Source organism: Microbacterium invictum, assembly GCF_014197265.1.
GTDB lineage: Bacteria > Actinomycetota > Actinomycetes > Actinomycetales > Microbacteriaceae > Microbacterium > Microbacterium invictum.
In genome coordinates this window covers 1,694,756-1,717,111 of record NZ_JACIFH010000001.1, presented here as the reverse complement: position 1 = coordinate 1,717,111, position 22,356 = coordinate 1,694,756, and the positions used below count along the sequence as shown (strand labels likewise).

General features: G+C 69.0%; 20 protein-coding genes and 1 riboswitch. Of the genes, 7 read left to right on the top strand and 13 right to left on the bottom strand.

Going from position 1 to position 22,356, the window contains the following annotated elements; all coding sequences use genetic code 11:
• Positions 1–63: 63 nt before the first annotated feature.
• From ribH to ribD, 4 genes are read right to left on the bottom strand one after another with little or no spacing between them, the layout of a single operon-like run.
• Positions 64–552, bottom strand: a complete 489-nt coding sequence (gene ribH / locus BKA10_RS08260) for a 6,7-dimethyl-8-ribityllumazine synthase (protein ID WP_183499457.1) — start codon at positions 550–552, stop codon at positions 64–66.
• Entirely contained in the window at positions 549–1,829 is a 1,281-nt protein-coding gene (ribA, locus tag BKA10_RS08255; RefSeq protein ID WP_183499456.1) for a GTP cyclohydrolase II, read from the bottom strand. Before ribA ends, ribH begins: the two co-directional genes overlap by 4 nt.
• Entirely contained in the window at positions 1,826–2,467 is a 642-nt protein-coding gene (locus BKA10_RS08250) for a riboflavin synthase (RefSeq protein WP_183499455.1), read from the bottom strand. The genes ribA and BKA10_RS08250 overlap by 4 nt, the downstream gene beginning before the upstream one ends.
• Positions 2,467–3,546 carry a bifunctional diaminohydroxyphosphoribosylaminopyrimidine deaminase/5-amino-6-(5-phosphoribosylamino)uracil reductase RibD gene (gene ribD, locus BKA10_RS08245; protein ID WP_183499454.1) on the bottom strand — a complete coding sequence of 360 codons (1,080 nt, stop codon included), beginning with the start codon at positions 3,544–3,546 and terminating at the stop codon, positions 2,467–2,469. The genes BKA10_RS08250 and ribD overlap by 1 nt, the downstream gene beginning before the upstream one ends.
• A 71-nt stretch (positions 3,547–3,617) precedes the next feature.
• A riboswitch (FMN riboswitch) is annotated at positions 3,618–3,760 on the bottom strand.
• Positions 3,761–3,883: 123 nt separating this feature from the next.
• On the opposite strand from ribD, the gene BKA10_RS08240 reads away from it, so the two are divergent.
• Positions 3,884–5,632, top strand: coding sequence for a glycerol-3-phosphate dehydrogenase/oxidase (locus BKA10_RS08240; protein WP_183499453.1), 1,749 nt, complete (start codon positions 3,884–3,886; stop codon positions 5,630–5,632).
• A 46-nt stretch (positions 5,633–5,678) separates the two neighbouring features.
• Positions 5,679–7,214, top strand: coding sequence for a glycerol kinase GlpK (glpK, locus tag BKA10_RS08235; protein ID WP_183499452.1), 1,536 nt, complete (start codon positions 5,679–5,681; stop codon positions 7,212–7,214).
• Positions 7,215–7,223: 9 nt separating this feature from the next.
• On the opposite strand, the gene BKA10_RS08230 is transcribed toward glpK, so the two are convergent.
• Genes BKA10_RS08230 through sdhC form a run of 9 tightly spaced genes read right to left on the bottom strand, consistent with a single transcriptional unit; the run spans position 7,224 to position 15,469 of the window.
• Positions 7,224–8,102: an Fpg/Nei family DNA glycosylase gene (locus tag BKA10_RS08230; protein ID WP_183499451.1), complete on the bottom strand. Its 879-nt coding sequence runs from the start codon at positions 8,100–8,102 to the stop codon at positions 7,224–7,226.
• 33 nt (positions 8,103–8,135) lie between these two features.
• Positions 8,136–8,699, bottom strand: a complete 564-nt coding sequence (locus BKA10_RS08225; protein ID WP_183499450.1) for a GNAT family N-acetyltransferase — start codon at positions 8,697–8,699, stop codon at positions 8,136–8,138.
• A gap of 31 nt (positions 8,700–8,730) precedes the next feature.
• Positions 8,731–9,735: a tryptophan--tRNA ligase gene (gene trpS / locus BKA10_RS08220; RefSeq protein ID WP_183499449.1), complete on the bottom strand. Its 1,005-nt coding sequence runs from the start codon at positions 9,733–9,735 to the stop codon at positions 8,731–8,733.
• Positions 9,736–9,786: 51 nt separating this feature from the next.
• The gene (locus BKA10_RS08215) at positions 9,787–10,629 is read right to left on the bottom strand and encodes an exodeoxyribonuclease III (protein ID WP_183499448.1); all 843 of its coding nucleotides are present in this window, start codon (positions 10,627–10,629) and stop codon (positions 9,787–9,789) included.
• Positions 10,630–10,662: 33 nt separating this feature from the next.
• On the bottom strand, positions 10,663–11,910 hold the full coding sequence (locus BKA10_RS08210) for a YhjD/YihY/BrkB family envelope integrity protein (protein ID WP_183499447.1): 1,248 nt from the start codon (positions 11,908–11,910) through the stop codon (positions 10,663–10,665).
• Between the two features lie 50 nt (positions 11,911–11,960).
• A complete protein-coding gene (locus tag BKA10_RS08205) occupies positions 11,961–12,716 on the bottom strand; it encodes a succinate dehydrogenase iron-sulfur subunit (RefSeq protein ID WP_183499446.1) in 756 nt (251 codons plus the stop codon).
• A complete protein-coding gene (gene sdhA / locus BKA10_RS08200; protein ID WP_183499445.1) occupies positions 12,716–14,542 on the bottom strand; it encodes a succinate dehydrogenase flavoprotein subunit in 1,827 nt (608 codons plus the stop codon). The genes BKA10_RS08205 and sdhA overlap by 1 nt, the downstream gene beginning before the upstream one ends.
• A gap of 46 nt (positions 14,543–14,588) precedes the next feature.
• On the bottom strand, positions 14,589–15,035 hold the full coding sequence (locus BKA10_RS08195) for a succinate dehydrogenase hydrophobic membrane anchor subunit (RefSeq protein WP_183499444.1): 447 nt from the start codon (positions 15,033–15,035) through the stop codon (positions 14,589–14,591).
• Complete coding sequence (gene sdhC, locus BKA10_RS08190; protein WP_248198865.1) at positions 15,035–15,469, bottom strand: succinate dehydrogenase, cytochrome b556 subunit; 435 nt, start codon at positions 15,467–15,469, stop codon at positions 15,035–15,037. The genes BKA10_RS08195 and sdhC overlap by 1 nt, the downstream gene beginning before the upstream one ends.
• Before the next feature lie 196 nt (positions 15,470–15,665).
• Here sdhC and BKA10_RS08185 point away from each other — a divergent pair, with 196 nt between their 5' ends.
• From BKA10_RS08185 to BKA10_RS08165, 5 genes are all read left to right on the top strand, one after another.
• Positions 15,666–16,781, top strand: a complete 1,116-nt coding sequence (locus BKA10_RS08185) for a mannose-1-phosphate guanylyltransferase (protein WP_183499442.1) — start codon at positions 15,666–15,668, stop codon at positions 16,779–16,781.
• A gap of 210 nt (positions 16,782–16,991) precedes the next feature.
• Positions 16,992–18,131 carry a BMP family lipoprotein gene (locus BKA10_RS08180; protein ID WP_183499441.1) on the top strand — a complete coding sequence of 380 codons (1,140 nt, stop codon included), beginning with the start codon at positions 16,992–16,994 and terminating at the stop codon, positions 18,129–18,131.
• Between the two features lie 90 nt (positions 18,132–18,221).
• Positions 18,222–19,736 carry an ABC transporter ATP-binding protein gene (locus BKA10_RS08175; protein WP_183499440.1) on the top strand — a complete coding sequence of 505 codons (1,515 nt, stop codon included), beginning with the start codon at positions 18,222–18,224 and terminating at the stop codon, positions 19,734–19,736.
• Positions 19,733–21,076, top strand: a complete 1,344-nt coding sequence (locus tag BKA10_RS08170; RefSeq protein ID WP_183499439.1) for an ABC transporter permease — start codon at positions 19,733–19,735, stop codon at positions 21,074–21,076. Before BKA10_RS08175 ends, BKA10_RS08170 begins: the two co-directional genes overlap by 4 nt.
• Positions 21,073–22,356, top strand: a complete 1,284-nt coding sequence (locus BKA10_RS08165) for an ABC transporter permease (protein ID WP_183499438.1) — start codon at positions 21,073–21,075, stop codon at positions 22,354–22,356. Before BKA10_RS08170 ends, BKA10_RS08165 begins: the two co-directional genes overlap by 4 nt.

Below are 22,356 nucleotides of genomic sequence, written 5' to 3'. Positions count from 1 at the left end.
TACGTCGCCAGCACGATGAACGTGCCGAGGATCAGCTGCCACCAGTAGGTGCGGATCGGTGGGTCAGGCCCCGGGCGTCACATCGCGAAGCTCGCGCAGCAGCAGCGCCGTGCGCAGTGCGGCATCCGCAGCCTCGGCGCCCTTGTCCTCCTTCGAGCCGAGCAGGCCCGCCCGGTCGAGTCCCTGCTGCTCGTCGTCGAGGGTCAGCACGCCGAATCCGACCGGCTTGCCGGTGGCCAGCGCGACCTGGGTCAGACCGTCGGTGGCCGCCGCCGAGACGTACTCGAAGTGCGGGGTGCCGCCGCGGATGATGACGCCCAGTGCGACGACGGCGTCGGCCCCGGCATCCAGCGCCGCCTTGCAGGTGACGGGCAGCTCGAACGAGCCCGGCACGCGCACGAGCCGCCAGCTCGCGCCGGAGGCGTCCAGCGTGCGGCTCGCGCCGGCGATCAGCCCGTCGGTGATGACGTCGTGCCACTGGCCGGCGACCACGACAAGGTCCAGCCCGGTCGCGTCGACCATCTGGGTCTCGGGTGCTCCGTGTCCGCTCATGCGTTCTCCTCGCTTCGGGCCAGGGCGGCGTCGAGCGCGGCGGTGTCGATGAGGTGCCCCATCCGGTCGCGCTTCGTGCTCAGGTACTGGTGGTTGTTCGCACCGACGCCGACCAGCAGCGGCACCTGCTCGACGATGTCGAGGCCGAGATCGCGCAGCTGGCCGACTTTGTCGGCGTTGTTGGTGAGCAGGCGCAGCTTCTCGATGCCGAGGTCGGCCATGATGCCGGCTGCCGCGGCGTAGTCGCGGGCGTCGGCGGGCAGGCCCAGGGCGAGGTTGGCGTCGACGGTGTCGAGACCCTGCTCCTGCAGGCTGTAGGCACGCAGCTTGTTGATGAGGCCGATGCCGCGCCCCTCGTGGCCGCGCATGTAGATGACGAGACCACCGCGGGTCGCGACGGCCTCGAGCGCGGCGTCGAGCTGAGGGCCGCATTCGCATTTGAGCGAGCCGAACGCCTCGCCGGTGAGGCACTCGGAGTGCACGCGCACCAGCGGTGCCGCCTCGGTGAGGTCGCCGGCGACGACCGCGATGTGGTCGGTGCCGGTGACGCGATCCTTGTACGCGAGGAACCGGAACGTCCCGTGCGCGGTCGGCACCTGCGCTTCGGCGCGCAGGCTCACGCGGCGCTTCGAGGACTTGTCGATGTGCGCCTCGGTGCCCGGGTCGGACGGCAGGTCGTTCAGGTGGGCGATGAGCTGCTCGATCGTGATGACCGGGATTCCCTCGCGCTGACCCATCTCGATCAGGCCGGGCAGGCGCATCATGCTGCCGTCCTCGGCCACGACCTCGCCGATCGCGCCGACCGGCGGCAGACCGGCGAGCTTCATGAGGTCGACGGCCGCTTCGGTGTGCCCCGCGCGCTCGCGCACGCCGCCGTCCACGGCGCGCAGCGGCAGGATGTGGCCGGGACGGATGACCGACGCCGGCGTCGACTCGGGGTTCGCCAGCACGTTCAGCGTGTGCGCGCGGTCGGCCGCGCTGATCCCGGTCGACACGCGGTCGGCGGCATCGACGCTGACGGTGTACGCGGTGCCGCGGCTGTCTTCGTTGACCGCGACCATCGGGGGCAGGTCGAGGCGGTCGGCCCAATCGGCCGGCATCGGCGCGCACAGGAACCCGCTCGACCAGCGGATCGTCCAGGCGAGCCACTCGGGGGTGGCGAGGGCCGCCGAGAGGATGATGTCGCCCTCGTTCTCGCGGTCTTCGTCGTCGGCGACGATGACCGGCTTGCCGGCGCGCAGCGCGTCGAGGGCCTCGGGGATGGGGGAAAGGCTCATCGGGAGCCTCCTTCGTTCGTCGGGTCTGTCGGGGTGGTGAAGGCGAGCATGCGTTGCACGTGGCGCGCGAGGATGTCGGTCTCGAGGTTGACGCGGTCGCCGGCGGCGAGCACACCGAGGGTGGTGACCTCGAGCGTTTCGGGGATCAGCGACACCTCGAACCAGTGCGTCCGCGCGTCGGCGGCCGAGGTGGCACTGACGGTGAGCGAGACTCCCTCGAGCGCGACGGACCCCTTGTCGACGATGAGCGGGGCGAGGGATGCCGGCATCCCCACCCGGATGACGCGCCACTGCGCTCCCGGACGCACCTCGAGCACCTCTCCGGTGCCGTCGACGTGGCCCTGCACGATGTGCCCGCCGAGGCGGCCGTGCGCGGCCATGGCCCGTTCGACGTTGACGCGGGTACCCGCTCCCACGCGACCGAGCGTCGTCATGTCCAGGGTCTGCTTCATGACGTCGGCGGTGAAGCCCTCGGGTGTCTGGTCGACGACGGTGAGGCAGACTCCGCTGATCGCGATGGAGTCGCCGTGTCCGGCATCCGACACCGCGAGGGGCGCGCGCACGGTGAGCCGCAGGCCGTCGCCGGCGGGTGCGACGGCGGTGACCTCGCCCTGCTCTTCGATGATTCCGGTGAACATCAGACGGTCTCCTTCGAGGTGGATGCCGGGTGGGCGACGATCAGCAGGTCCTCGCCGAGTCTGTCGATGGATGCCACGGTCAAGTGGTGCTGGTCGGCGATCGTGGCGACGCCGAGGCCGCCCAGCGCGGGCCGGTCGGTGCCGTCCATGCCGGCGCCGATCAGCGTGGGAGCGATGTAGGCGAGGATCTCGTCGGCCAGGCCCGCGCGGAGGAACGCGCTCGCGATCGTCGGACCGCCCTCGACGAACACGCGCTGAACGCCGCGTGCGCGCAGCTCGGCCAGCACCGAGTCGGACTCGGCGGTGCCGGCGTGCTCCGCGAACAGGTTGCCGCCGTCGCGGTGCAGCACGGGGTGCGGGTGGCTGCGGATGGCGGCGGCGTCGGGGATCGCGCGCGCGCCGAGCACGACCGGGACCGGCTGGCGCTCGTAGAGTGAGCCGTCCGGCCGGCGCGCGGTCAGGGCGGGGTCATCGGCCAGGAGCGTGCCGGTGCCGACGACGATGGCATCGGCTTCGCTGCGGCGACGGTGGACGTCGGCGCGGGCGTCGGGGCCTGTGATCCACTGACTGGTGCCGTCGGCCGCGGCCGCGCGGCCATCGAGGGACTGCGCCCACTTCACGGTCACGTGCGGCCGCCCGAGTCGCTGCACGGTGAGCCAGGAGTCCAGCAGCGCCGCGCCCTCACGTGCGAGCGTCCCTGCGGCGACCTCGACGCCGGCGGCGCGGAGGCGATCGGCACCGCCGGACGATGCGCGTCCCGGATCGTCGACGGCGTAGACCACGCGACCGACGCCGGCGGCGATGAGCGCCTCGGCGCACGGCCCGGTGCGGCCGGTGTGGTTGCACGGCTCGAGGGTGACGACGGCGGTCGCGCCGCGCGCGGCGCCGGGTGTCAGCTTCGAGAGCGCGTCGACCTCGGCGTGCGCGGTGCCGGCGCCACGGTGCCACCCTTCGGACAGCACGGCACCGGAGGCGTCGAGGATGACGGCGCCGACCTGCGGGTTGACTCCCCGTGGCCCTTTCTGCGCGAGCGCGAGAGCGCGGCGCATCGCGGCCTGCTCGGCGTCCGTCGCGCTCATCCCTGGTCCTTCGGTCTGACTCCGGGGGCGCGGATGACACCGCGGGCGCCGCCTGACACAACCAGGCGTCGCTCGTGCTTCCTCCCATCCGGACTCGCGACTCACGTCGCATCACCGTCGGTCCCGGAATTCCACCGGATCGACCCCCCGAGTGATCGAGGAGTTCGCGGACTGTCACCGCCGGTTCGGATTCTCACCGACCCCGGAGCACGTTGCTTTGCTCTCGAGTGTACTCAACGCGTCGATGTGCGCCGCATTCCCGCCACGCGACGTCACCTTCGCCTTCCGCGTATGACCACCGGGACCACGTAGCCTTGAGGGCGGGGAGGTGCGATCGATGGACAGACCGATCAGGCCAGCGGCGGAGCTGCGCGAGCGCCCGTACGCCGACGTGCTCGTCATCGGCGGGGGCATCAACGGGCTCGCGACATTCCGCGATCTCGCGATGCAGGGAGTCGACGTCGCGCTCGTCGAGCGCGGAGACTTCGTCTCGGGCGCGTCCGCGGCATCCAGCCACATGATCCACGGCGGCATCCGGTATCTCGAGAACGGCGAGTTCCGCCTCGTGCACGAGGCGGTCACCGAGCGCAACGCGCTGCTGAAGACCGCACCGCACTACGTGCGCCCGCTGCAGACGACGATCCCGATCTTCTCGACGTTCTCGGGCATCCTCTCCGCGCCGCTGCGCTTCCTGCGCCACGGCGCCGGCAAGCCGCGCGAGCGCGGGGCCGTGCTGATCAAGATCGGTCTGGTCATCTACGACTCGTTCTCGCGCGGCGGGGGCCTGCTCGGCAAGGGCACCGTGCCGCGCCACGAGTTCGACGGTCGTCGCCGCTCGCTCGCGAAGCTGCCGCAGCTGAACCCCTCCATCCGGTACACCGCGACGTACTGGGACGCCTCGCTGCACGATCCCGAGCGACTCGCGATCGACGTCCTGCGCGACGGGCGGCACGCCGGCGCAGAGCGTGCCCGTGCGGCGAACTACGTCGAGGCGGTCGCGGCCGACGATGGCAGGGTCGTGCTGCGCGACCTCGAGTCGGGCGAGGAGTTCGCGTTCACGGCATCCGTCATCGTCAACGCTTCGGGGCCCTGGGCCGACCTCACCAACGACGCGCTCGGCGACCCGACGCAGTACATGGGCGGCACCAAGGGATCGCACATCGTTCTCGATCACGATGAGCTGCTGCAGGCCACCGGCGGCCGCGAGCTGTTCTTCGAGCACTCCGACGGGCGCATCGTGCTGATCTACCCGCTCAAGGGCCGGGTGCTGGTGGGCACCACCGATCTCGAACACGACATGCGCGATCCGATCGTGTGCACCGAGGAGGAGGTCGACTACTTCCTCGACCTGATCCTGCAGGTGCTGCCCTCGATCCGGGTCGAGCGCTCGCAGATCGTCTACCGGTTCTCGGGCGTCCGGCCGTTGCCCGGGCACGGCGAACTCGCGCCCGGGTTCGTGTCGCGGGACTATCGCATCGAGGCGAAGCGGATGCCGGGGGCGTCCCGCGCGACCGTGCTCAGCCTCGTGGGGGGCAAGTGGACCACGTTCCGGGCCTCAGCTGCGCACGTCACCGACCGGGTGCTCGAGCTGCTGGCCGTGCCGCGCCGGCGCAGCACGAAGGGCGTGCCGATCGGCGGAGGTGCGGGGTACCCGACCACCGAACGCGCACGGCGGCAGTGGCTGCTGCCGTATGCGTCGAGCGTCGGCTACGCGCGGGCGACGCAACTGCTCGACCGCTACGGCACGACCGCCGCGGATGTGATCGCCGCGATCCTCGCCGACCCGTCCGACGCGGCGCTGTCGCACGCACCGGAGTACAGCAGCGCAGAGCTGCGGCATCTGGCCCGCACCGAGCAGGTCGTGCACCTCGAAGACCTGCTGCTGCGGCGCACCGGCATCGCCTTCACCGGCGGCGCCTCGGCCGACGCCGCCGCCGAAGCCGCGACTGCTGTCGCCGAAGTGTGCGGGTGGGACGCCGCGTCGCAGGCCGCCGAGGTCGAGCGGGCGCTCGCGGCGGTGCATGCGGCCGACCCGGCCGGATGGGCGCAGACAACCAGAGCCGCCGGTGCCGACGCGATAGCGTGAAACCACGGCATCCCCACCCGGAGTCGATGCTCGAGGAGGAGACGACGTGGCCGACCATGTGATCGCGATCGACCAGGGAACGACTTCGACGCGGGCCATCGTCTTCGACGCGGCGGGGGCCATCGTCGCCACTGCGCAGCGCGAGCACGAGCAGATCTTCCCCCGCGCCGGACGGGTCGAGCACGACCCGGTCGAGATCTGGACCAACACCCAGTGGGTGCTCGCCGACGCGCAGAAGCAGGCGCGTCTCACCGCCGCCGACATCGCCGCCGTCGGGGTCACCAACCAGCGTGAGACCGCGATCGTCTGGGACCGTCGCACCGGCCGGCCCATCCACAACGCGCTCGTCTGGCAGGACACCCGCACGCAGCCGCGGATCGACGAGCTGATCGCCGAACACGGCGTCGACGCGTACGCCGACATCACCGGACTGCCGCTGGCGGCGTACTTCTCGGCGTCGAAGCTCGCCTGGATCCTCGACCACGTCGACGGCGCGCGCGAGTCCGCCGAGGCCGGTGACCTGATGTTCGGCACGCCCGACACCTGGGTGGTCTGGAACCTCACCGGGGGTCGCGACGGCGGCATCCACGTTACCGATGTCACCAACGCGAGCCGCACGCAGCTGCTCGATCTGAAGACCCTCGACTGGTCGGACGAGATGCTGCAGCGGTGGCGCGTGCCGCGCTCGATGCTGCCCGAGATCCGCTCGTCGTCCGCAGTGGTCGGCGAAGTGCAGCTGCCGGGTGTGCTGCGCGGGGTGCCGATCGCCGGAATGATCGGCGACCAGCAGGCCGCGACGTTCGGCCAGGCCGCGTTCGAGGCGGGGGAGTCGAAGAACACCTACGGCACCGGCAACTTCCTGCTGGTGGGCACGGGCACCGAGATCGTGCGATCGGACGCCGGGCTGATCACGACGGTCGCGTACCGGGTGGGCGACGAACCGGCCCGCTTCGCGCTGGAGGGATCGATCGCGGTCACCGGGTCGCTCGTGCAGTGGCTGCGCGACAACCTCGGCATCATCCAGCGCTCGCAGGACATCGAGGCGCTCGCCGCCACGGTCGACGACAACGGCGGCGCCTACTTCGTGCCCGCGTTCTCGGGGCTGTTCGCCCCGTACTGGCGGCCGGATGCACGCGGCGCGCTGGTCGGACTGACGCGGTACGTCAACAAGGGGCACATCGCGCGGGCCGCGCTCGAGTCGACCGCGTTCCAGACCCGCGATGTCATCGAGGCGGTCGTGGCCGACACCGGGCGGCCCCTGGAGGAGCTGCGGGTCGACGGCGGGATGACCCGCAACGACGCCCTCATGCAGTTCCAGGCCGACATCCTCGGGATCCCGGTCGTGCGGCCTCGCGTGGTGGAGACGACCGCGCTCGGCGCCGCGTATGCCGCGGGACTCGCTGTCGGAGTGTGGCCCGACTTCGACGCGCTGCGCGCGCACTGGCAGGTGGACCGCACGTTCGAGCCGCGGATGCCGCAGGACGAAGTCGATCGCCGCTACCGGATGTGGCAGAAGGCCGTGTCCAAGTCGCTCGACTGGGTCGACGACGACGCCCGGATTCTGGCGGGGACCGTCGACTGAGGTCTGCTCCTACTTCAGGAGGCGGGACAGGCGGCGGTCGGCGAGGATCTTTCCGCCGGTCTGGCACGTCGGGCAGTACTCGAGCGAGTTGTCGGCGAAGAACACGCTGCGCACCTCGTCGCCGCAGACGGGGCACTTCTCGCCGCGCCGGCCGTGGACCGCCATGCCGCGCCGCTTCGCGTCCTTGAGGTCCGCGGGAGGTTTGCCGGTCGCTTCGGTGATCGCCTCGGTGATCGTCGCGCGCATCGCGTCGTAGAGGCGGTCGACCTCGGCCTCGTCGAGGGTGGCGGCCAGAGCGTAGGGCGACATGCGTGCGGCGTGCAGGATCTCATCGGAGTACGCGTTGCCGATTCCGGCGATGATCGACTGGTCGCGCAGCACCCCCTTGATCTGAGTGCGCCGACCGGCCAGCAGCGCGGCGAGAGTGTCGCGCGCGAAGTCCGGGCCGAGCGGATCGGGCCCGAGCCGGGCGATGCCGGGTACGTCCTGAGGCGCGCGCACCGCGTAGTACGCGAGCGACTTCTTCGTGCCGGCTTCGGTCAGGTCGAAGCCGGATCCGTCGTTGAACCCGACACGCAGTGCGATCGGGGTCTTGCCCGGTCGAATGACCGTCGAGGCCAGCTGGTCGTACCAGCGCAGCCAGCCGGCCTTGGCCAAGTGGAAGACGAGGTGGATGGCTCCGGCATCCCCCTCTGACGTCGTCTCGAGGTCGATGAACTTCCCGTGACGCGCCGCGGCGCTCACCCGGCGACCCGTGAGCGCGTCGATCGGCGGGTCGTAGGTCTTCAGCGCCGCGATGTTCGCGACAGCGACCTTCGTCACGGTCAGGCCGTTGGTGCGCTCGGCGAGGAAGTCGACGAGACCCTGCACTTCCGGCATCTCAGGCATACCGGCATCCTGCCACGGTCGGACGACGTGCGGTCAGTCGGGGAGGACCGGCCAGGGCTGCGGTATGCGGTCGTCTTCGGGCAGCAGGCCCGCGACCCATCCGTCCTCATGCCCGCGGTGGCTGACAAGGGAGCGGCGCAGCAGACCCTCATAGCGAAATCCGAGCGCGCGGGCCGATCGTGCCGACGCGGTGTTGCCGGCCACGGCGCGCCATTCGAGCCGAGCGAGCCCGAGCCCGTCGGCGGCGAATGCCCAGTCGATCACCGCGCGTGCCGCCTCGGTGAGGATGCCCGCGCCGCGGGCATCGGGCGCCATCCAGTACCCGATCTCGCCGTCGCCCTTGCCGAGGTGGTGAACACCGATCATTCCGACGAGGCGGCCATGGTGGCGGATCGCCCACGTCGTCTCCGAACCGGCGTCCCACCATCCGGCGGCCAGGTCGATGAATCCCTCGGCGTGCGTGCGCTCGTACGGCACCGGCACGGTGGTGTACTGCTGGATGCGCGGATCCTGGCATGCCGTGTAGATCTCATCGACATCGTCGGCGGTCGGCACCGAGAGCTCGAGCCGTTCGGTGTGCAGCGTGACCGGTTGCATCCCTAGATCCTAGGGGCGGTCCGCGTGAGCCTCACACGCGGCGGAGCAGGCCCACCTTGTCGTACACGTCGGCCAGGGTCTTGTCGGCGACCTGGTCGGCGCGCGCCGCGTTCGCGGCCAGCACGCGGTCGAGTTCGGCCGGATCCGACAGCAGATCGAGTGCGCGCTCGCGCACCGGGCCGAACTCATCCACGACCACCTCGGCCAGGCCCTTCTTGAAGTCGCCGTAGCCGCGGCCCGCGTACTCGTCTTCGATCGCCGGGATCTGCCGACCCGTCAGGGCCGCGTAGATCACCAGGAGGTTCGAGACGCCGGGCTTGGCTTCGCGGTCGTAGCGCACCGAGCCTTCCGAGTCGGTCACGGCGCGCATGACCTTCTTCGCTGAGACGGCCGGGTCATCCAGCAGCCACAGCACTCCGGCATCCGACTCGGCCGACTTCGACATCTTCGCGGCCGGGTTCTGCAGATCGTAGATGCGCGCAGTGTCCTTCTGGATCACGGGCATCGGCACCGTGAAGGTCTTCCCGTAGCGCGAGTTGAACCGCTCGGCGAGGTCGCGGGTGAGCTCGACGTGCTGTTTCTGGTCGTCGCCGACCGGGACGATGTCGGTCTGGTACAGCAGGATGTCGGCGGCCATCAGCACCGGGTAGGTGAACAGCCCGACACTCGTCGCATCGGCGCCGTGACGCTGCGACTTGTCCTTGAACTGGGTCATGCGGCCGGCCTCGCCGTAGCCGGTGATCGTCGACAGGATCCAGGCGAGTTCGGCGTGCGCGCGCACATGCGACTGCACGTACAGTGTCGACTTCGACGGCTCGATGCCCGCCGCGATGTACTGCGCGGCCGTGCGCCGGGTCTTCGCCCGCAGTTCGGCCGGGTCGTTCGGCTGCGTCAGCGCGTGCAGGTCGACGACCGAGAAGTACGCCTCGTAGGCCGTCTGCAGATCGCGCCACTGCATGAGCGCCCCGATGTAGTTGCCGATCTGAAGCGAGTCGGCCGAGGGCTGCATTCCGGAGTAGAGGCGCGGTTTGGTCACCGGTCAATCCTACGGGGGCTGCCGGAGGGGAGTGGATGCCGGGGCGTCGCGCTACGAGCCGAGCGTGTAGTCCGCGATCACCGGAGCGTGGTCGCTCCAGCGTGTGTCCCACGAGGGTGCCCGCACGATGCGGTAGTCGGTGACCCGCTCGGCCAGCGTCGGCGAGGCCAGGTGGTAGTCGATCCGCCAACCGGTGTCGGTGTCGAATGCCTTGCCCCGGCTGGACCACCACGAGTACGGGCCGTCGACCTCGCCGTGGAACTGCCGGCCGACGTCCACCCAGCCCAGCCCCGTGCCGGTCGAGCCGTCCACGCAGGCGACCTCGGCACCGGACGGAGCGGTGAACCGGTCGAAGTAGGCGCGCTCGCGCGGCAGGAACCCGGCCCTCTTGACATTGCCTTTCCAGTTGCGGATGTCGAGCTCGCGGTGGCCGACGTTGAGGTCGCCCGTGATGACGGCCAGGCCATCGCCGAGCTCCGGCATCCGCCTCTCCATCGCATCGAGGAACGCGTACTTGGCGACCTGCTTCTCGGTGCCGTCCTCACCGGTGTACACGTACGCGCTGACGACGGTCACCAGCTCGCCGTCGACGTCGACGTCCGCCTCGATCCAGCGGCCCCGCGAGTCGAAAGAGTCGTCGCCGAGCTCGATGCGCCACACATCGAGCGGCTCACGCGTCGCGATCGCGACACCCGCTCGTCCCTTGGCGAGGGCTTCGTCGCCGACGACGTGCCAGCCCGGTAGTGCCGCCGCGAGGGTGTCGGCGTCGGCACGCACCTCCTGCAGTGTGAGGATGTCGACATCCGCCTGCTCGAGCCACGGGTGCATGCCCTTGCGGGCGGCGGCACGGATGCCGTTGACATTGACGGAGGCGATGCGGAGGCGACGAGACACGCCCGCCAGCCTAACGGCGACCGCCGACACGGCTCATTCGAGCAGTGTCTCCCTCTTGACCTGGGGCGGGGGAGCGACCGCCTCCACCGCGTGCAGCTCCTCGACCGCCTCGCGGACGGCGCGATCGGCCACCCACACCCGATACCACGGCGCCGTCTCGCGCGCCTCGTGTGCCGTGCGCAGCCGCACCTTCGCGGCCAGCAGCAGCGCCTGGTGCTCGGCGGCGACGCGCTCCGCCTTGGTGAGCTCGACCAGCGGCAGGTCGCCGTCCTTGGCGCCCACGGCGATCCACGCGGCCGCAACGAGGATGATGATGCCGACCACCCGGAACCACAGCAGCAACCCGATGAACACGGCGAACGTGGCCAGCAGCGGATTGGACGGCGTGTAGAACAGCAGGATGCCGGCGGCGAGTTGCAGGAGCGTCAGCGCCGCCCCGCCCAGCATCGCCCCGCCCCAGATCGAGCGCCATCGCAGCGAGGTGCCGGTGAGATACCGCACCAGGGCGCCGAGCGCGAACGTGTACAGCGCGAACGACACGACGACGGACGCGATGCGAACGCCGAATCCGAACCACCCCGACCGCGTGTCCCAGCCGAAGAGCCCGAAGACGAGCTCGAGAGCCCATGTTCCGGCGGCGCTCATCGCAGAGCCCGCAATGAGTGCCACGCCGAAGACGAGCGCCGCGACCAGATCGCGTGCCTTCAGGACGATGTAGTTGCGCAGATCCGGCCGCAGCCCGAAGATGTCGCGAACCGCGCGCCGGGCGAAGGTCACGAATCCGATGGCCGTCCAGGCGGCCACGATGATCGCGATCGCACCGGTGATCGCGAGGACTCCGGCGCTCTGCGTGGCGATCGCGGCGACCTGCTCGGTCGTGAACAGCCCGCCTTCACCCTCGGGGAGGATCAGGTTCGGGATATAGCTGTTGATGGCGGCGATGAGCGCGTTGATGGCTTCTTCGCTGCCGCCCAGCCACAGACCCGCGATCGCGAAGGCGACGTAGATGGCGGCGAACACGGCGAACAGGGCCTGGTAGCTCACCCCGGCGGCGAGCAGGAACCCGTTGTGCTGCAGGAAGTGGCGCCACACGCGCACGGGAAACCATGCCAGCGTGCGTTTGGTGATCGCCGTCGCCCGGGCGATCGGCTCGTCGAGCCGCTCCCGCAGCGCGCTCTGGGTCAGCTCCCATCGTTCGCGGAGCGATTCCTCCTCGCGGGCGGCAGCAGCAGCGGCACCCTGCGCATCGCTGTGCGTCGCGCGCCGCTCCTTCTGAGTCACGGTGCCAGACTAGCGACGGCGGGCCACGGGTGCGGGCAGCGGATCGCCGGTCAACGGCGCATGACGGCTTGCTTGACCTCGGCGATCGCCTTGGTCACCTCGATGCCGCGGGGGCACGCCTCGGTGCAGTTGAAGGTCGTGCGGCAGCGCCACACGCCCTCCTTGTCGTTGAGGATGTCGAGGCGCATGTCTCCGGCGTCGTCGCGCGAGTCGAAGATGAACCGGTGCGCGTTCACGATCGCCGCCGGACCGAAGTACTGGCCGTCGGTCCAGAACACGGGGCACGACGAGGTGCACGCTGCGCACAGGATGCACTTGGTGGTGTCGTCGAAGATCGCACGGTCGGTGATCGACTGGACGCGCTCCTTGCCCGGTTCGGGTGCGGAGCCTGCGATGAGGAACGGCTGCACTTCGCGGTACGACGCGAAGAACGGCTCCATGTCGACGATGAGGTCCTTCTCGAGCGGCAGCCCCTTGATCGCCTCGACGTAGATCGGCTTGGAGATGTCGAGGTCCTTGATCAGCGTCTTGCACGCCAGACGGTTGCGGCCGTTGATGCGCATGGCATCCGATCCGCAGATCCCGTGCGCACACGACCGGCGGAACGACAGCGAGCCGTCGACCTCCCACTTGATCTTGTGCAGCGCGTCCAGGACGCGGTCGGTGGGGTACATCTCGACGTCGTAGTCGACCCAGCGGGGCTCGGCGTCCTGCTCCGGGTCGAAGCGGCGGATGATGAAGGTGACGAGATATGACTGGATGCCGGTGTCGCTGTCGACGACGGCCTCTTCTGCGACGAGGGTCATCAGTACTTCCTCTCCATCGGCGGGTAGTTGAACTCGCCTTCCGCGTTCTTGGTGAACACGACCGGTTTCCAGTCCAGCTTGATGTGGTCCTCCGGGTCCGGCGAGTGCGGGTCGCCGGTGAGGTAGGCCATCGTGTGCTGCATGTAGGCCGCGTCGTCGCGGTCGGGGTAGTCCTCGCGCATGTGGCCGCCGCGGCTCTCCTTGCGGTTGCGGGCGGCGTACGCGACGATCTCGGCGAGGTCGAGCAGGAACCCGAGCTCGACGGCCTCGAGCAGGTCGGTGTTGAACCGCTTGCCCTTGTCGTCGACGTGGATGTTCATGTACCGCTGGCGCAGGTCGTGGATGGTGCCCATGACGTTGGTCAGGGTCTCCTCGGTGCGGAACACCTGCGCGTTCGCGTCCATCTGCTCCTGCAGCGTCTTGCGCAGCACGGCGATGCGTTCGGTGCCCGGGTTGTTGCGCAGACGCTCGAGCATCTCGCGCGTCTCGCGGGCGGGGTCTTCGGGCAGGGGAACGAACTCGGCCGTCTTGACGTACTCGACCGCATTGCGGCCGCTGCGCTTGCCGAACACGTTGATGTCGAGCAGCGAGTTGGTGCCGAGGCGGTTGGCGCCGTGCACCGACACGCAGGCGCACTCGCCGGCGGCGTACAGGCCGGGCACGACGGTGTCGTTGTTGGCGAGCACCTCGCCGTTGTTGTTGGTCGGGATGCCGCCCATCGCATAGTGCGCGGTGGGCATGACCGGCACGGGCTCGACGACCGGGTCGACGCCCAGGTAGGTGCGCGCGAACTCGGTGATGTCGGGCAGCTTCGTCTCGAGCACCTCGGCGCCCAGGTGGGTGCAGTCGAGGTAGACGTAGTCCTTGTTGGGTCCGGCGCCGCGGCCCTCGAGGACCTCCTTGACCATGCAGCGGGCGACGATGTCGCGCGGAGCGAGGTCCTTGATGGTGGGGGCGTAGCGCTCCATGAACCGCTCGCCCGAGGCGTTGCGCAGGATCGCGCCCTCACCGCGGGCACCCTCGGTGAGGAGGATGCCGAGCCCGGCGAGGCCGGTCGGGTGGAACTGGAAGAACTCGATGTCCTCGAGCGGCAGGCCCTTGCGCCAGATGATGCCGACGCCGTCACCGGTGAGGGTGTGCGCGTTCGAGGTCGTCTTGTAGATCTTGCCGAACCCGCCGGTCGCGAAGATGACGGCCTTGGAATGGAAGACGTGCAGTTCGCCCGTGGCCAGCTCGTACGCGACGACGCCCGCGATCTGCGTGGCGCCGTCGTCGTCTTTCACCGTGATCAGGTCGAGCGCATAGAACTCGTTGAAGAAGTTGATGCCGAGCTTTACGCAGTTCTGGAACAGCGTCTGCAGGATCATGTGGCCGGTGCGGTCGGCGGCGTAGCAGGCGCGGCGGACCGGGGTCTTGCCGTGGTCGGCGGTGTGTCCGCCGAAGCGCCGCTGGTCGATCTTGCCCTCGGGGGTGCGGTTGAACGGCAGCCCCATGTTCTCGAGGTCGATGACCGCGTCGATGGCCTCCTTGGCGAGGATCTCGGCCGCATCCTGATCGACGAGGTAGTCGCCGCCCTTGACGGTGTCGAACGTGTGCCACTCCCACGAGTCCTCTTCGACGTTGGCCAGGGCCGCGGCCATGCCGCCCTGCGCGGCACCGGTGTGCGAGCGCGTCGGGTACAGCTTCGTGATCACCGCGGTCTTCGCGCCGGGGCCGGCTTCGATGGCGGCGCGCATGCCGGCGCCGCCCGCACCGACGATCACGACGTCGAACTGGTGGTAATGGATGCCGTCCTTGACGACGCTGTCTGCGGTCTGGGTGCTCACGTCAGAATGCCTCTTGTCTTCTTCTTGCCTGTGTCGTCCTGCCGGCTCACAGAGCCTGGCAGGCGTCCCAGAACGCACTGTCGGTGGTCACGCCGTTGCACGGGTCGAACGCGAAGACCACCAGTGTGCCCAGGATGATGAGCAGAGCGGACGACACGAAGATCGCCCAGACGAGGACCTTGCGGACCTTCTCACCGGTCACGTAGTCGTTCACGATCGTGCGCATGCCGTTGGCGCCGTGGATCAGCGCGAGCCACAGCATGAGGATGTCCCACCACTGCCAGAACGGGTTGGCGAGCTTCCCGGCGACGAATCCCCAGTCGAGGGCGTGGATGCCTTCGCCCAGCATGAGGTTCACGAACAGGTGCCCGAAGATCAGGACGACCAGCACCACGCCGGAGGCGCGCATGTAGATCCAGCCCCACTTCTCGAGGTTGGCGCCCTTGGCGCGCACCTGCGGGGAGCGGGGGGCGGCGAGCGTGTCGGCAGTCATCAGTGCGTCCCTCCGATCTGCGAGAACACATTCGGGATATGACGGGCCGAGAACCCGGCCACGGTCACGGCCCAGACGGCGAGAACGCCCCACCACAACTGCCGCTGATGACGGGTGGCCCACGGCCACAGGTCGACGGCGATGATGCGCAGGCCGTTGAACGCGTGGTACACGATCGCGGCGACGAGGGCGACTTCGCCCAGCCCCATGATCGGGTTCTTGTAGGTGCCGATGACTGCGTCGTACGCCTCGGGCGACACGCGGATGAGCGCCGTGTCGAGCACGTGGACGAGCAGGAAGAAGTAGATCGCGACGCCGGTGATGCGGTGCAGGACCCACGACCACATGCCCTCACGGCCGCGGTACAGAGTGCCGCGCGGTGTGCGTGAGGTGGTCTCGGATACCGATGGTGTGACGCGTGCTGCTGCAGACACGGTCGTCCTCCCTTGGTGTGAACGGGCGCCTCGCACGGCGTGGGCCTTTCGACTCCCGGAGGAGGGCCCCGTCGTCGCATACGGGCGCACCGCCATCCTATGACCGTCCGCGGGGCAGGGGCGAGGAAGGACACCCTAAGTATCTCGACATCAAGATATTCCGGGCCGTGGTGGCCGCCCGGGTACCCTCGGGAGCATGGTCGACCGCATCGAGGACTTGTACGCCGTGATCCCCGCCGGCGGCGTGGGCAGCCGGCTCTGGCCGCTGTCGCGCGCCGACGCCCCCAAGTTCCTTCACGACCTGACCGGTTCGGGCCACTCGCTGCTGCGCGACACCTGGGATCGGCTCGAGCCGCTCACCGGGCCCGACCGCATCGCCGTGGTGACAGGACGTGCCCACCGCGCGGCCGTGGAGGAGCAGCTGCCCGGGGTTCCGGACCGCAACGTGTTCCTCGAGTCGGAGCCGCGCGATTCGGCCGCCGCCATCGGGCTGGCCGCCGCCATCCTGCACCGCCGCGAACCCGACGTGATCATCGGGTCGTTCGCCGCCGACCATGTCATCCGCGTGCTTCCCGTCTTCCACTGGGCCGTCCAGCAGGCCGTGACCATCGCCCGCGAGGGCTTGATCTGCACGATCGGCATCACCCCGACCGAGCCGTCGGTCGGGTTCGGGTACATCAAGAAGTCCGCCATGCTCAGCATCGACGGGGCGCCGGAGGGCGCCCTCGTCGAGCGCTTCGTCGAGAAGCCCGACCTCGACACCGCCAAGCAGTACCTCGAATCGCGCGACTACCTGTGGAACGCCGGCATGTTCATCTCGCGCGCCGATGTGCTGCTCGCCGAGATCGAGGCGAACAACCCCGAACTGCACGCCGGGCTCATCGAGCTCGCCGAAGCCTGGGACGACCGCGATCGCCGCGGGCCCGTCGTCGACCGGGTATGGCCCAAGCTCCCGAAGATCGCCATCGACTACGTCGTCGCCGAGCCGGCCGCCGAGAAGGGCAGGCTCGCCGTCGTCCCCGGTCACTTCGACTGGGACGACGTGGGCGACTTCGCGAGCCTCGCCAAGCTCAACTCGCACGGCCGCAAGAACGACCTGGCCATCCTGGGCGAGAACGCGCGCATCCTCTCCGACGCCGCCAGCGGCATCGTCGTCAGCCATACGCAACGCGTCATCAGCCTGATCGGCGTCAAAGACATCGTCGTGGTCGACACCCCCGATGCGCTGCTGGTGACCACGAGCGAGCACGCCCAGCGCGTCAAGGGTGTCGTCGACGCGCTCAAGCTCACCGGGCGCGGCGACGTCCTCTGACGCGGCGCCGCGGCATCCACCCCCTCAGCACGCAGGATGCCTGCCGACGGGCGGATACATTGCGGCTTTGTAACCTTTCCGGTGGAAAACGTTTCGCAGCATGCAAGCCATGCGAAACAAAAGGTAACTTCTAGTGTCCCCGCGAGTTCCGCGCGGGCCCAGCAATGTCTGTCCCGCGAGATCCGCGGGCCCATTCACGTGGAGGCTGCTTTGACCATCTCGATCCCCAAGAAGGTTCTCGGCGTCACCGGCGCCGCAGCCCTTCTCCTGGCCCTCGCCGGCTGCGGCACCGCACCCGAAGGCGACACGTCCGGCGCTCCCGAGGCTGTCGACGACTTCTTGCCCTGCCTCATCTCAGACGAGGGAGGTTGGAACGACAAGTCGTTCAACCAGTCGGCCAAGGAAGGCATGGACCGCGCCGCCGAGGAACTCGACGTCACGCCGCTCGAGATGGAGTCGACGTCGGCCAACGACTACGCCGGCAACCTCGAGACGGCTGTCTCGGAAGGCTGCACGTTCATCGTGTCAGTGGGCTTCAAGCTCTCCGCAGACACCATCACCTCTGCGCTGGCCAACCCCGAGATCGACTATGCGATCATCGACGACTGGGCCGACAACACCGGCGCGAAGGACGATGACGGCAACGACATTGGCGACCAGGTCACTGACGCACCCAACATCAAGCCGCTGATGTTCGACACGGTCCAGGCCGCGTACCTCGGCGGTTACGCCGCGGCGGCATGGTCTGCCCAGTCCGGTGTCAACAAGGTCGGCACCGTCGGCGGCATCCCGATCCCGCCGGTCACCATCTTCATGGATGGCTTCATCGACGGCGTCGCCAAGTACAACGAGGACAAGGGCGCGGCTGTCGCCACTCTCGGCTGGGACGTCGCCGCGCAGAACGGCTCCTTCACCGGCGGCTTCGAGGCCAACGACACCGCCAAGCAGGCGATGCAGGGCGTGCTCGATCAGGGTGCCGACGTGCTGCTGCCGGTCGGCGGCCCGATCTACCAGAGTGCGTCAGCGGCCATTGCCGACGGCGGCTCGGATGCGGTGATCCTGGGCGTCGACTCCGACCTGGCCGTGGCCGACCCGTCGGTGGCCGACCAGGTGCTCGTATCGATCCTGAAGCGCATCGACTCGGCCGTCTACGAGGCCACGCTCGAAGCAGCCAGCGGTGACTTCGACGTGACCCCGTACGTCGGCACACTCGAGAACGAAGGCGTCGGCCTGTCCGGCTTCGGCGCGTTCGAGTCGCAGCTGCCCGCGGGGCTGACCGACGAGATCGCGGCGCTGCGCGACGCGATCATCGCCGGTGACCTCGAGGTCACCTCGCCCAGCTCGCCGTAATCGAGTGATTCGACGGCGGTCGGCCGGATGCCCAGCGTCCCGCCGGCCGCCGTCCTTTCTGCCAGAACACGGACTGGATAGGGTTCAACCATGAAGCTCGAGCTCCGCGGGATCACCAAGCGATTCGGCAGCCTCGTCGCCAATGACCACATCGACCTGGTGGTCCAGCCGGGGGAGATCCACGCGCTCCTCGGTGAGAACGGCGCAGGCAAGTCCACCCTCATGAACGTCCTCTACGGTCTCTACCAGGCCGATGAAGGCGACATCCTGCTCGACGATGTCGTCCAGCACTTCCGAGGTCCGGGCGATGCCATGGTCGCCGGCATCGGAATGGTCCACCAGCACTTCATGCTGATCCCGGTGTTCACCGTCGCTGAGAACGTGATGCTCGGTCACGAGAGCACCAACGCCCTCGGTGCGTTGAATCTCGCCAAGGCGCGCGAGCTCGTCCGCGAGGTCGCAGAGCGCTTCGGCTTCCACATCGACCCAGATGCCGTCGTCGGCGACCTGCCGGTCGGCGTGCAGCAACGGGTCGAGATCATCAAGGCGCTGGCGCGCGATGCGAAGGTCCTCGTGTTCGACGAGCCGACCGCGGTGCTCACCCCGCAAGAGACAGATGAGCTGATGGGCATCATGCGCCAGCTCCGGGACGACGGCACTTCGATCGTCTTCATCACCCACAAGCTTCGTGAAGTTCGCGAGGTTGCCGATCGGATCACCGTCATCCGTCTCGGCACTGTGGTGGGCGAGGCCTCGCCGACCGCGACGAATGCGGAGCTCGCCTCGCTGATGGTCGGCCGTGCAGTCGAGTTGACGGTGCAGAAGAACGCGCCCACCATCGGCGATGGCGGCCTGCACGTCGAGGGGCTACGCGTGCTGACTCCCGGCGGCAGCATCGTCGTCGATGACGTGAGCTTCGACGTGCGCCCGGGGGAGGTGCTCGCCGTCGCGGGCGTCCAGGGAAACGGCCAGACCGAGCTGGTCGAAGCGATCGTCGGACTCGCCGACCGCGTCGACGGGTCCATCCGTCTCGACGGCGAAGAGCTCGTGGGCAAGAGCGTGCGCGGCATCCTCGACTCCGGTGTCGGGTTCGTGCCCGAGGATCGCAACGAAGACGGCCTGGTCGGCGCGTTCTCGGTGGCCGAGAACCTCATCCTCGATCGTTCCTCCGATGCCGCGTTCGTCCGCGGTGGCACCATCCGCCGCCGCGTGCTCGACGCGTTCGCCCGAGAGCGGATCGCCGAGTACGACATCCGGACGCAGGGTCCGCAGGCTGCGGCCGGCACGCTGTCGGGCGGCAACCAGCAGAAGGTCGTCATCGCGCGGGAGATGAGCCGTGAGCTGCGGCTTCTGGTCGCCGCACAGCCCACCCGTGGCGTGGACGTCGGATCGATCGAGTTCATCCATAAACGCATCATCGAGACCAGGGATGCTGGGGTGCCCGTGATCGTCGTGTCCACCGAACTGGATGAGGTGACGGCCATCGCCGACCGCATCGCCGTCATGTACCGCGGGTCGATAGTCGGCATCGTGCCCGCCGACACGCCCCGCGACCGCCTCGGCCTGATGATGGCCGGCGAGCCGCAGCCGGAGGTGACAGCATGAGCGGCCCGACCCCCGGCGCCGACGACGCGCGCAGCCCCCTTCCGCCCGAGCAGCTTCCGCACGTGTCCGGACCGCTCACCGGAACACCCGACGACGTGCCGCCCCCGCCCCGGCAGAACGTGTTCATCAAGGAGCTGCTGCGCGGCAGCGCCGTCACCACGATCCTCGCGATCTTCCTGGCGATGGTGGTCGGCGGCATCCTGATCGCCATCACCGATGACGACGTCCGCGAAGCATCCGTTTACTTCTTCGCCCGACCCGGCGACACCTTCGTCGCGATCTGGGGAGCGGTGTACGGCGGCTACGAGGCGCTGTTCCGGGGCGCAGTGTTCAACCCGCGCGGGGCGGACTTCGCCGCTCAGATCAGGCCGCTGACCAACAGTCTCGGCTACGCCGCGCCGCTCATTGCTGCCGCGCTCGGCGTCGGCCTGGCGTTCCGGGCCGGCCTGTTCAACATCGGCGGCCGCGGGCAGATGCTGATCGGTGCCGCCACGGCCGCGCTGCTGACCTTCAACCTCGATCTGCCGATGTTCCTGCAACTGCCGCTGACCCTGGCGGCCGGCATCGCGGGCGGCGCGATCTGGGGTGGGATCGTCGGGCTGCTGAAGGCGCGCACCGGCGCCCACGAGGTGATCCTCACGATCATGCTCAACTACATCGCGTTCTATCTGGTGACCTGGATGGTGCGCGACACCCGGCTGCTGCAACGACCCGCCGGCGACCAGCCGATCTCGTCGCCGACACCTGGCAACGCGCAGTTCCCCGACCTGCTGGGACCCGCTTTCCCCCTGCTGGACTGGGGCTTCGTGGTCGTGATCGCCGCGACGGTGTTCGTGTGGTGGCTCGTGGAGCGGTCGAGCCTCGGATTCCGGTTGCGGGCAGTCGGTGAGAATCCGCACGCCGCGCAGGCGGCGGGCATCTCGGTGCAGCGCATGTACATCTACGCGATGCTGTTCGCCGGCGGCCTCGCGGGCCTCGCGGCCATGAACCAGATCCAGGGCTCGGTGGTGAGCGGATTCGACGGGCTGATCGACGCCGGCATCGGGTTCAACGCCATCACCGTCGCCCTGCTGGGACGCAGTCGCGCCTGGGGCATATTCGCGGCGGGCATCCTGTTCGGCGCGCTCAAGGCGGGCTCGTTCTCGATGCAGGCGCAGGGCATTCCGGTCGACATCGTCCTGGTGGTGCAGTCGCTCATCGTCCTGTTCATCGCGGCGCCACCGCTGCTGCGCACGATCTTCTTCCTGCCGAAGACCGACGCGGAGAAGGCGGCCAAGGCCCGCGCGAAGAACGCGAAGAAGCGATCCGAGCAGACCGAAGAGAAGGCGGTGTCCGCATGAGCGCGATCGCACCAGCCGCAGCGGGCGAAGCCATCCAGCTGACGACCGTCCGGCAGCGCAGTATGAAAGTACCGATCACGCTGGCGGCGGTCACGCTGTTGCTGGCGGCGCTGTTCCTGTTCGCCCCGCGCGACGGGGTGAGCACTTTCCGCCTGGGTGACCGTGGCTCGTCCATCGCCCTGCCCGACGTCTCAGTGCCTGCGGCGGCGACCTGCTGGACCGTAGTCGCGCTGCTGGTGCTGCTCACCTTGTGGTCGGCGTGGGACGCCTGGTCGTACCGCCGCTCCGGGCTCTGGCTCACCATCGTGTTCGCGGTGCTGGGGGTATTCGCGTTCCTGACCTGGGCGGCCGCCGGCGGGTTGGTCCCCGTTACCGGCCTGCTGTTCGGCGCGGTGTCATTGTCGGTGCCGCTCGTGTTCGGCGCCCTGGGCGGCGTCATCGGCGAACGCGTCGGCGTCATCAACGTCGCCATCGAGGGACAGCTGCTGCTCGGCGCGTTCGCGGCTGCGCTGCTGTCGAGCATCACCCGGAACCCGTTCGTCGGTCTGTTCGGTGCGATGGTGGGCGGGGTCCTCGTCGCATTCGTCCTCGCGGCGTTCTCGATCAAGTACCTCGTCGACCAGGTGATCGTAGGCGTCGTGCTGAACGTGCTGGTCACCGGCCTCACCGGCTTCCTCTACGGTGCCCTCCTCGCACCGAACGAGGCTGAGTTGAACAACCCGGTGCGATTCACGCGCATCGAGATCCCGCTGCTCGGGGAAATCCCGATCATCGGGCCCGTGCTGTTCAACCAGACGTTCATCGTCTACCTCATGTACGTGACGGTCGCGGTGGTCGCCTGGGCGCTGTACCGCACCCGGTGGGGGCTTCGGCTCCGGGCGGTGGGCGAGCACCCGCAGGCGGCCGACACCGTCGGCATCCGGGTCAACACGTCGCGGTTCTGGAACGTCTCTCTGGCTGGCGCGATCGCCGGCATCGGCGGTGCCTACTTCACGCTCGTGTCGGTGCCGCAGTTCGGCAAGGAGATGACCGCGGGCCTCGGCTTCATCGCGCTGGCCGCAGTCATCTTCGGACGCTGGGACCCGATCCGCGCGGCACTTGCGGGTCTGCTGTTCGGCTTCGCGACCAACCTGCAGAACCTGCTCACGGTGCTGAAGACGCCGATCCCCAGTGAGTTCATGCTGATGCTGCCCTACGTCGTGACGATCCTCGCCGTGGCCGGCTTCGCCGGGCAGATCAGAGGGCCCGCCGCGTCGGGCAAGCCATATATCAAGGGATGA

Coding starts and splice junctions, on each gene's coding strand:
- ribH (WP_183499457.1), bottom strand. CDS start 552: ATGAGCGGACACGGAGCACCCGAGACCCAGATGGTCGACGCGACCGGG.
- ribA (WP_183499456.1), bottom strand. CDS start 1,829: ATGAGCCTTTCCCCCATCCCCGAGGCCCTCGACGCGCTGCGCGCCGGC.
- BKA10_RS08250 (WP_183499455.1), bottom strand. CDS start 2,467: ATGTTCACCGGAATCATCGAAGAGCAGGGCGAGGTCACCGCCGTCGCA.
- ribD (WP_183499454.1), bottom strand. CDS start 3,546: ATGAGCGCGACGGACGCCGAGCAGGCCGCGATGCGCCGCGCTCTCGCG.
- BKA10_RS08240 (WP_183499453.1), top strand. CDS start 3,884: ATGGACAGACCGATCAGGCCAGCGGCGGAGCTGCGCGAGCGCCCGTAC.
- BKA10_RS08230 (WP_183499451.1), bottom strand. CDS start 8,102: ATGCCTGAGATGCCGGAAGTGCAGGGTCTCGTCGACTTCCTCGCCGAG.
- BKA10_RS08225 (WP_183499450.1), bottom strand. CDS start 8,699: ATGCAACCGGTCACGCTGCACACCGAACGGCTCGAGCTCTCGGTGCCG.
- BKA10_RS08205 (WP_183499446.1), bottom strand. CDS start 12,716: ATGACCCTCGTCGCAGAAGAGGCCGTCGTCGACAGCGACACCGGCATC.
- BKA10_RS08195 (WP_183499444.1), bottom strand. CDS start 15,035: ATGACTGCCGACACGCTCGCCGCCCCCCGCTCCCCGCAGGTGCGCGCC.
- BKA10_RS08185 (WP_183499442.1), top strand. CDS start 15,666: ATGGTCGACCGCATCGAGGACTTGTACGCCGTGATCCCCGCCGGCGGC.
- BKA10_RS08175 (WP_183499440.1), top strand. CDS start 18,222: ATGAAGCTCGAGCTCCGCGGGATCACCAAGCGATTCGGCAGCCTCGTC.
- BKA10_RS08170 (WP_183499439.1), top strand. CDS start 19,733: ATGAGCGGCCCGACCCCCGGCGCCGACGACGCGCGCAGCCCCCTTCCG.
- BKA10_RS08165 (WP_183499438.1), top strand. CDS start 21,073: ATGAGCGCGATCGCACCAGCCGCAGCGGGCGAAGCCATCCAGCTGACG.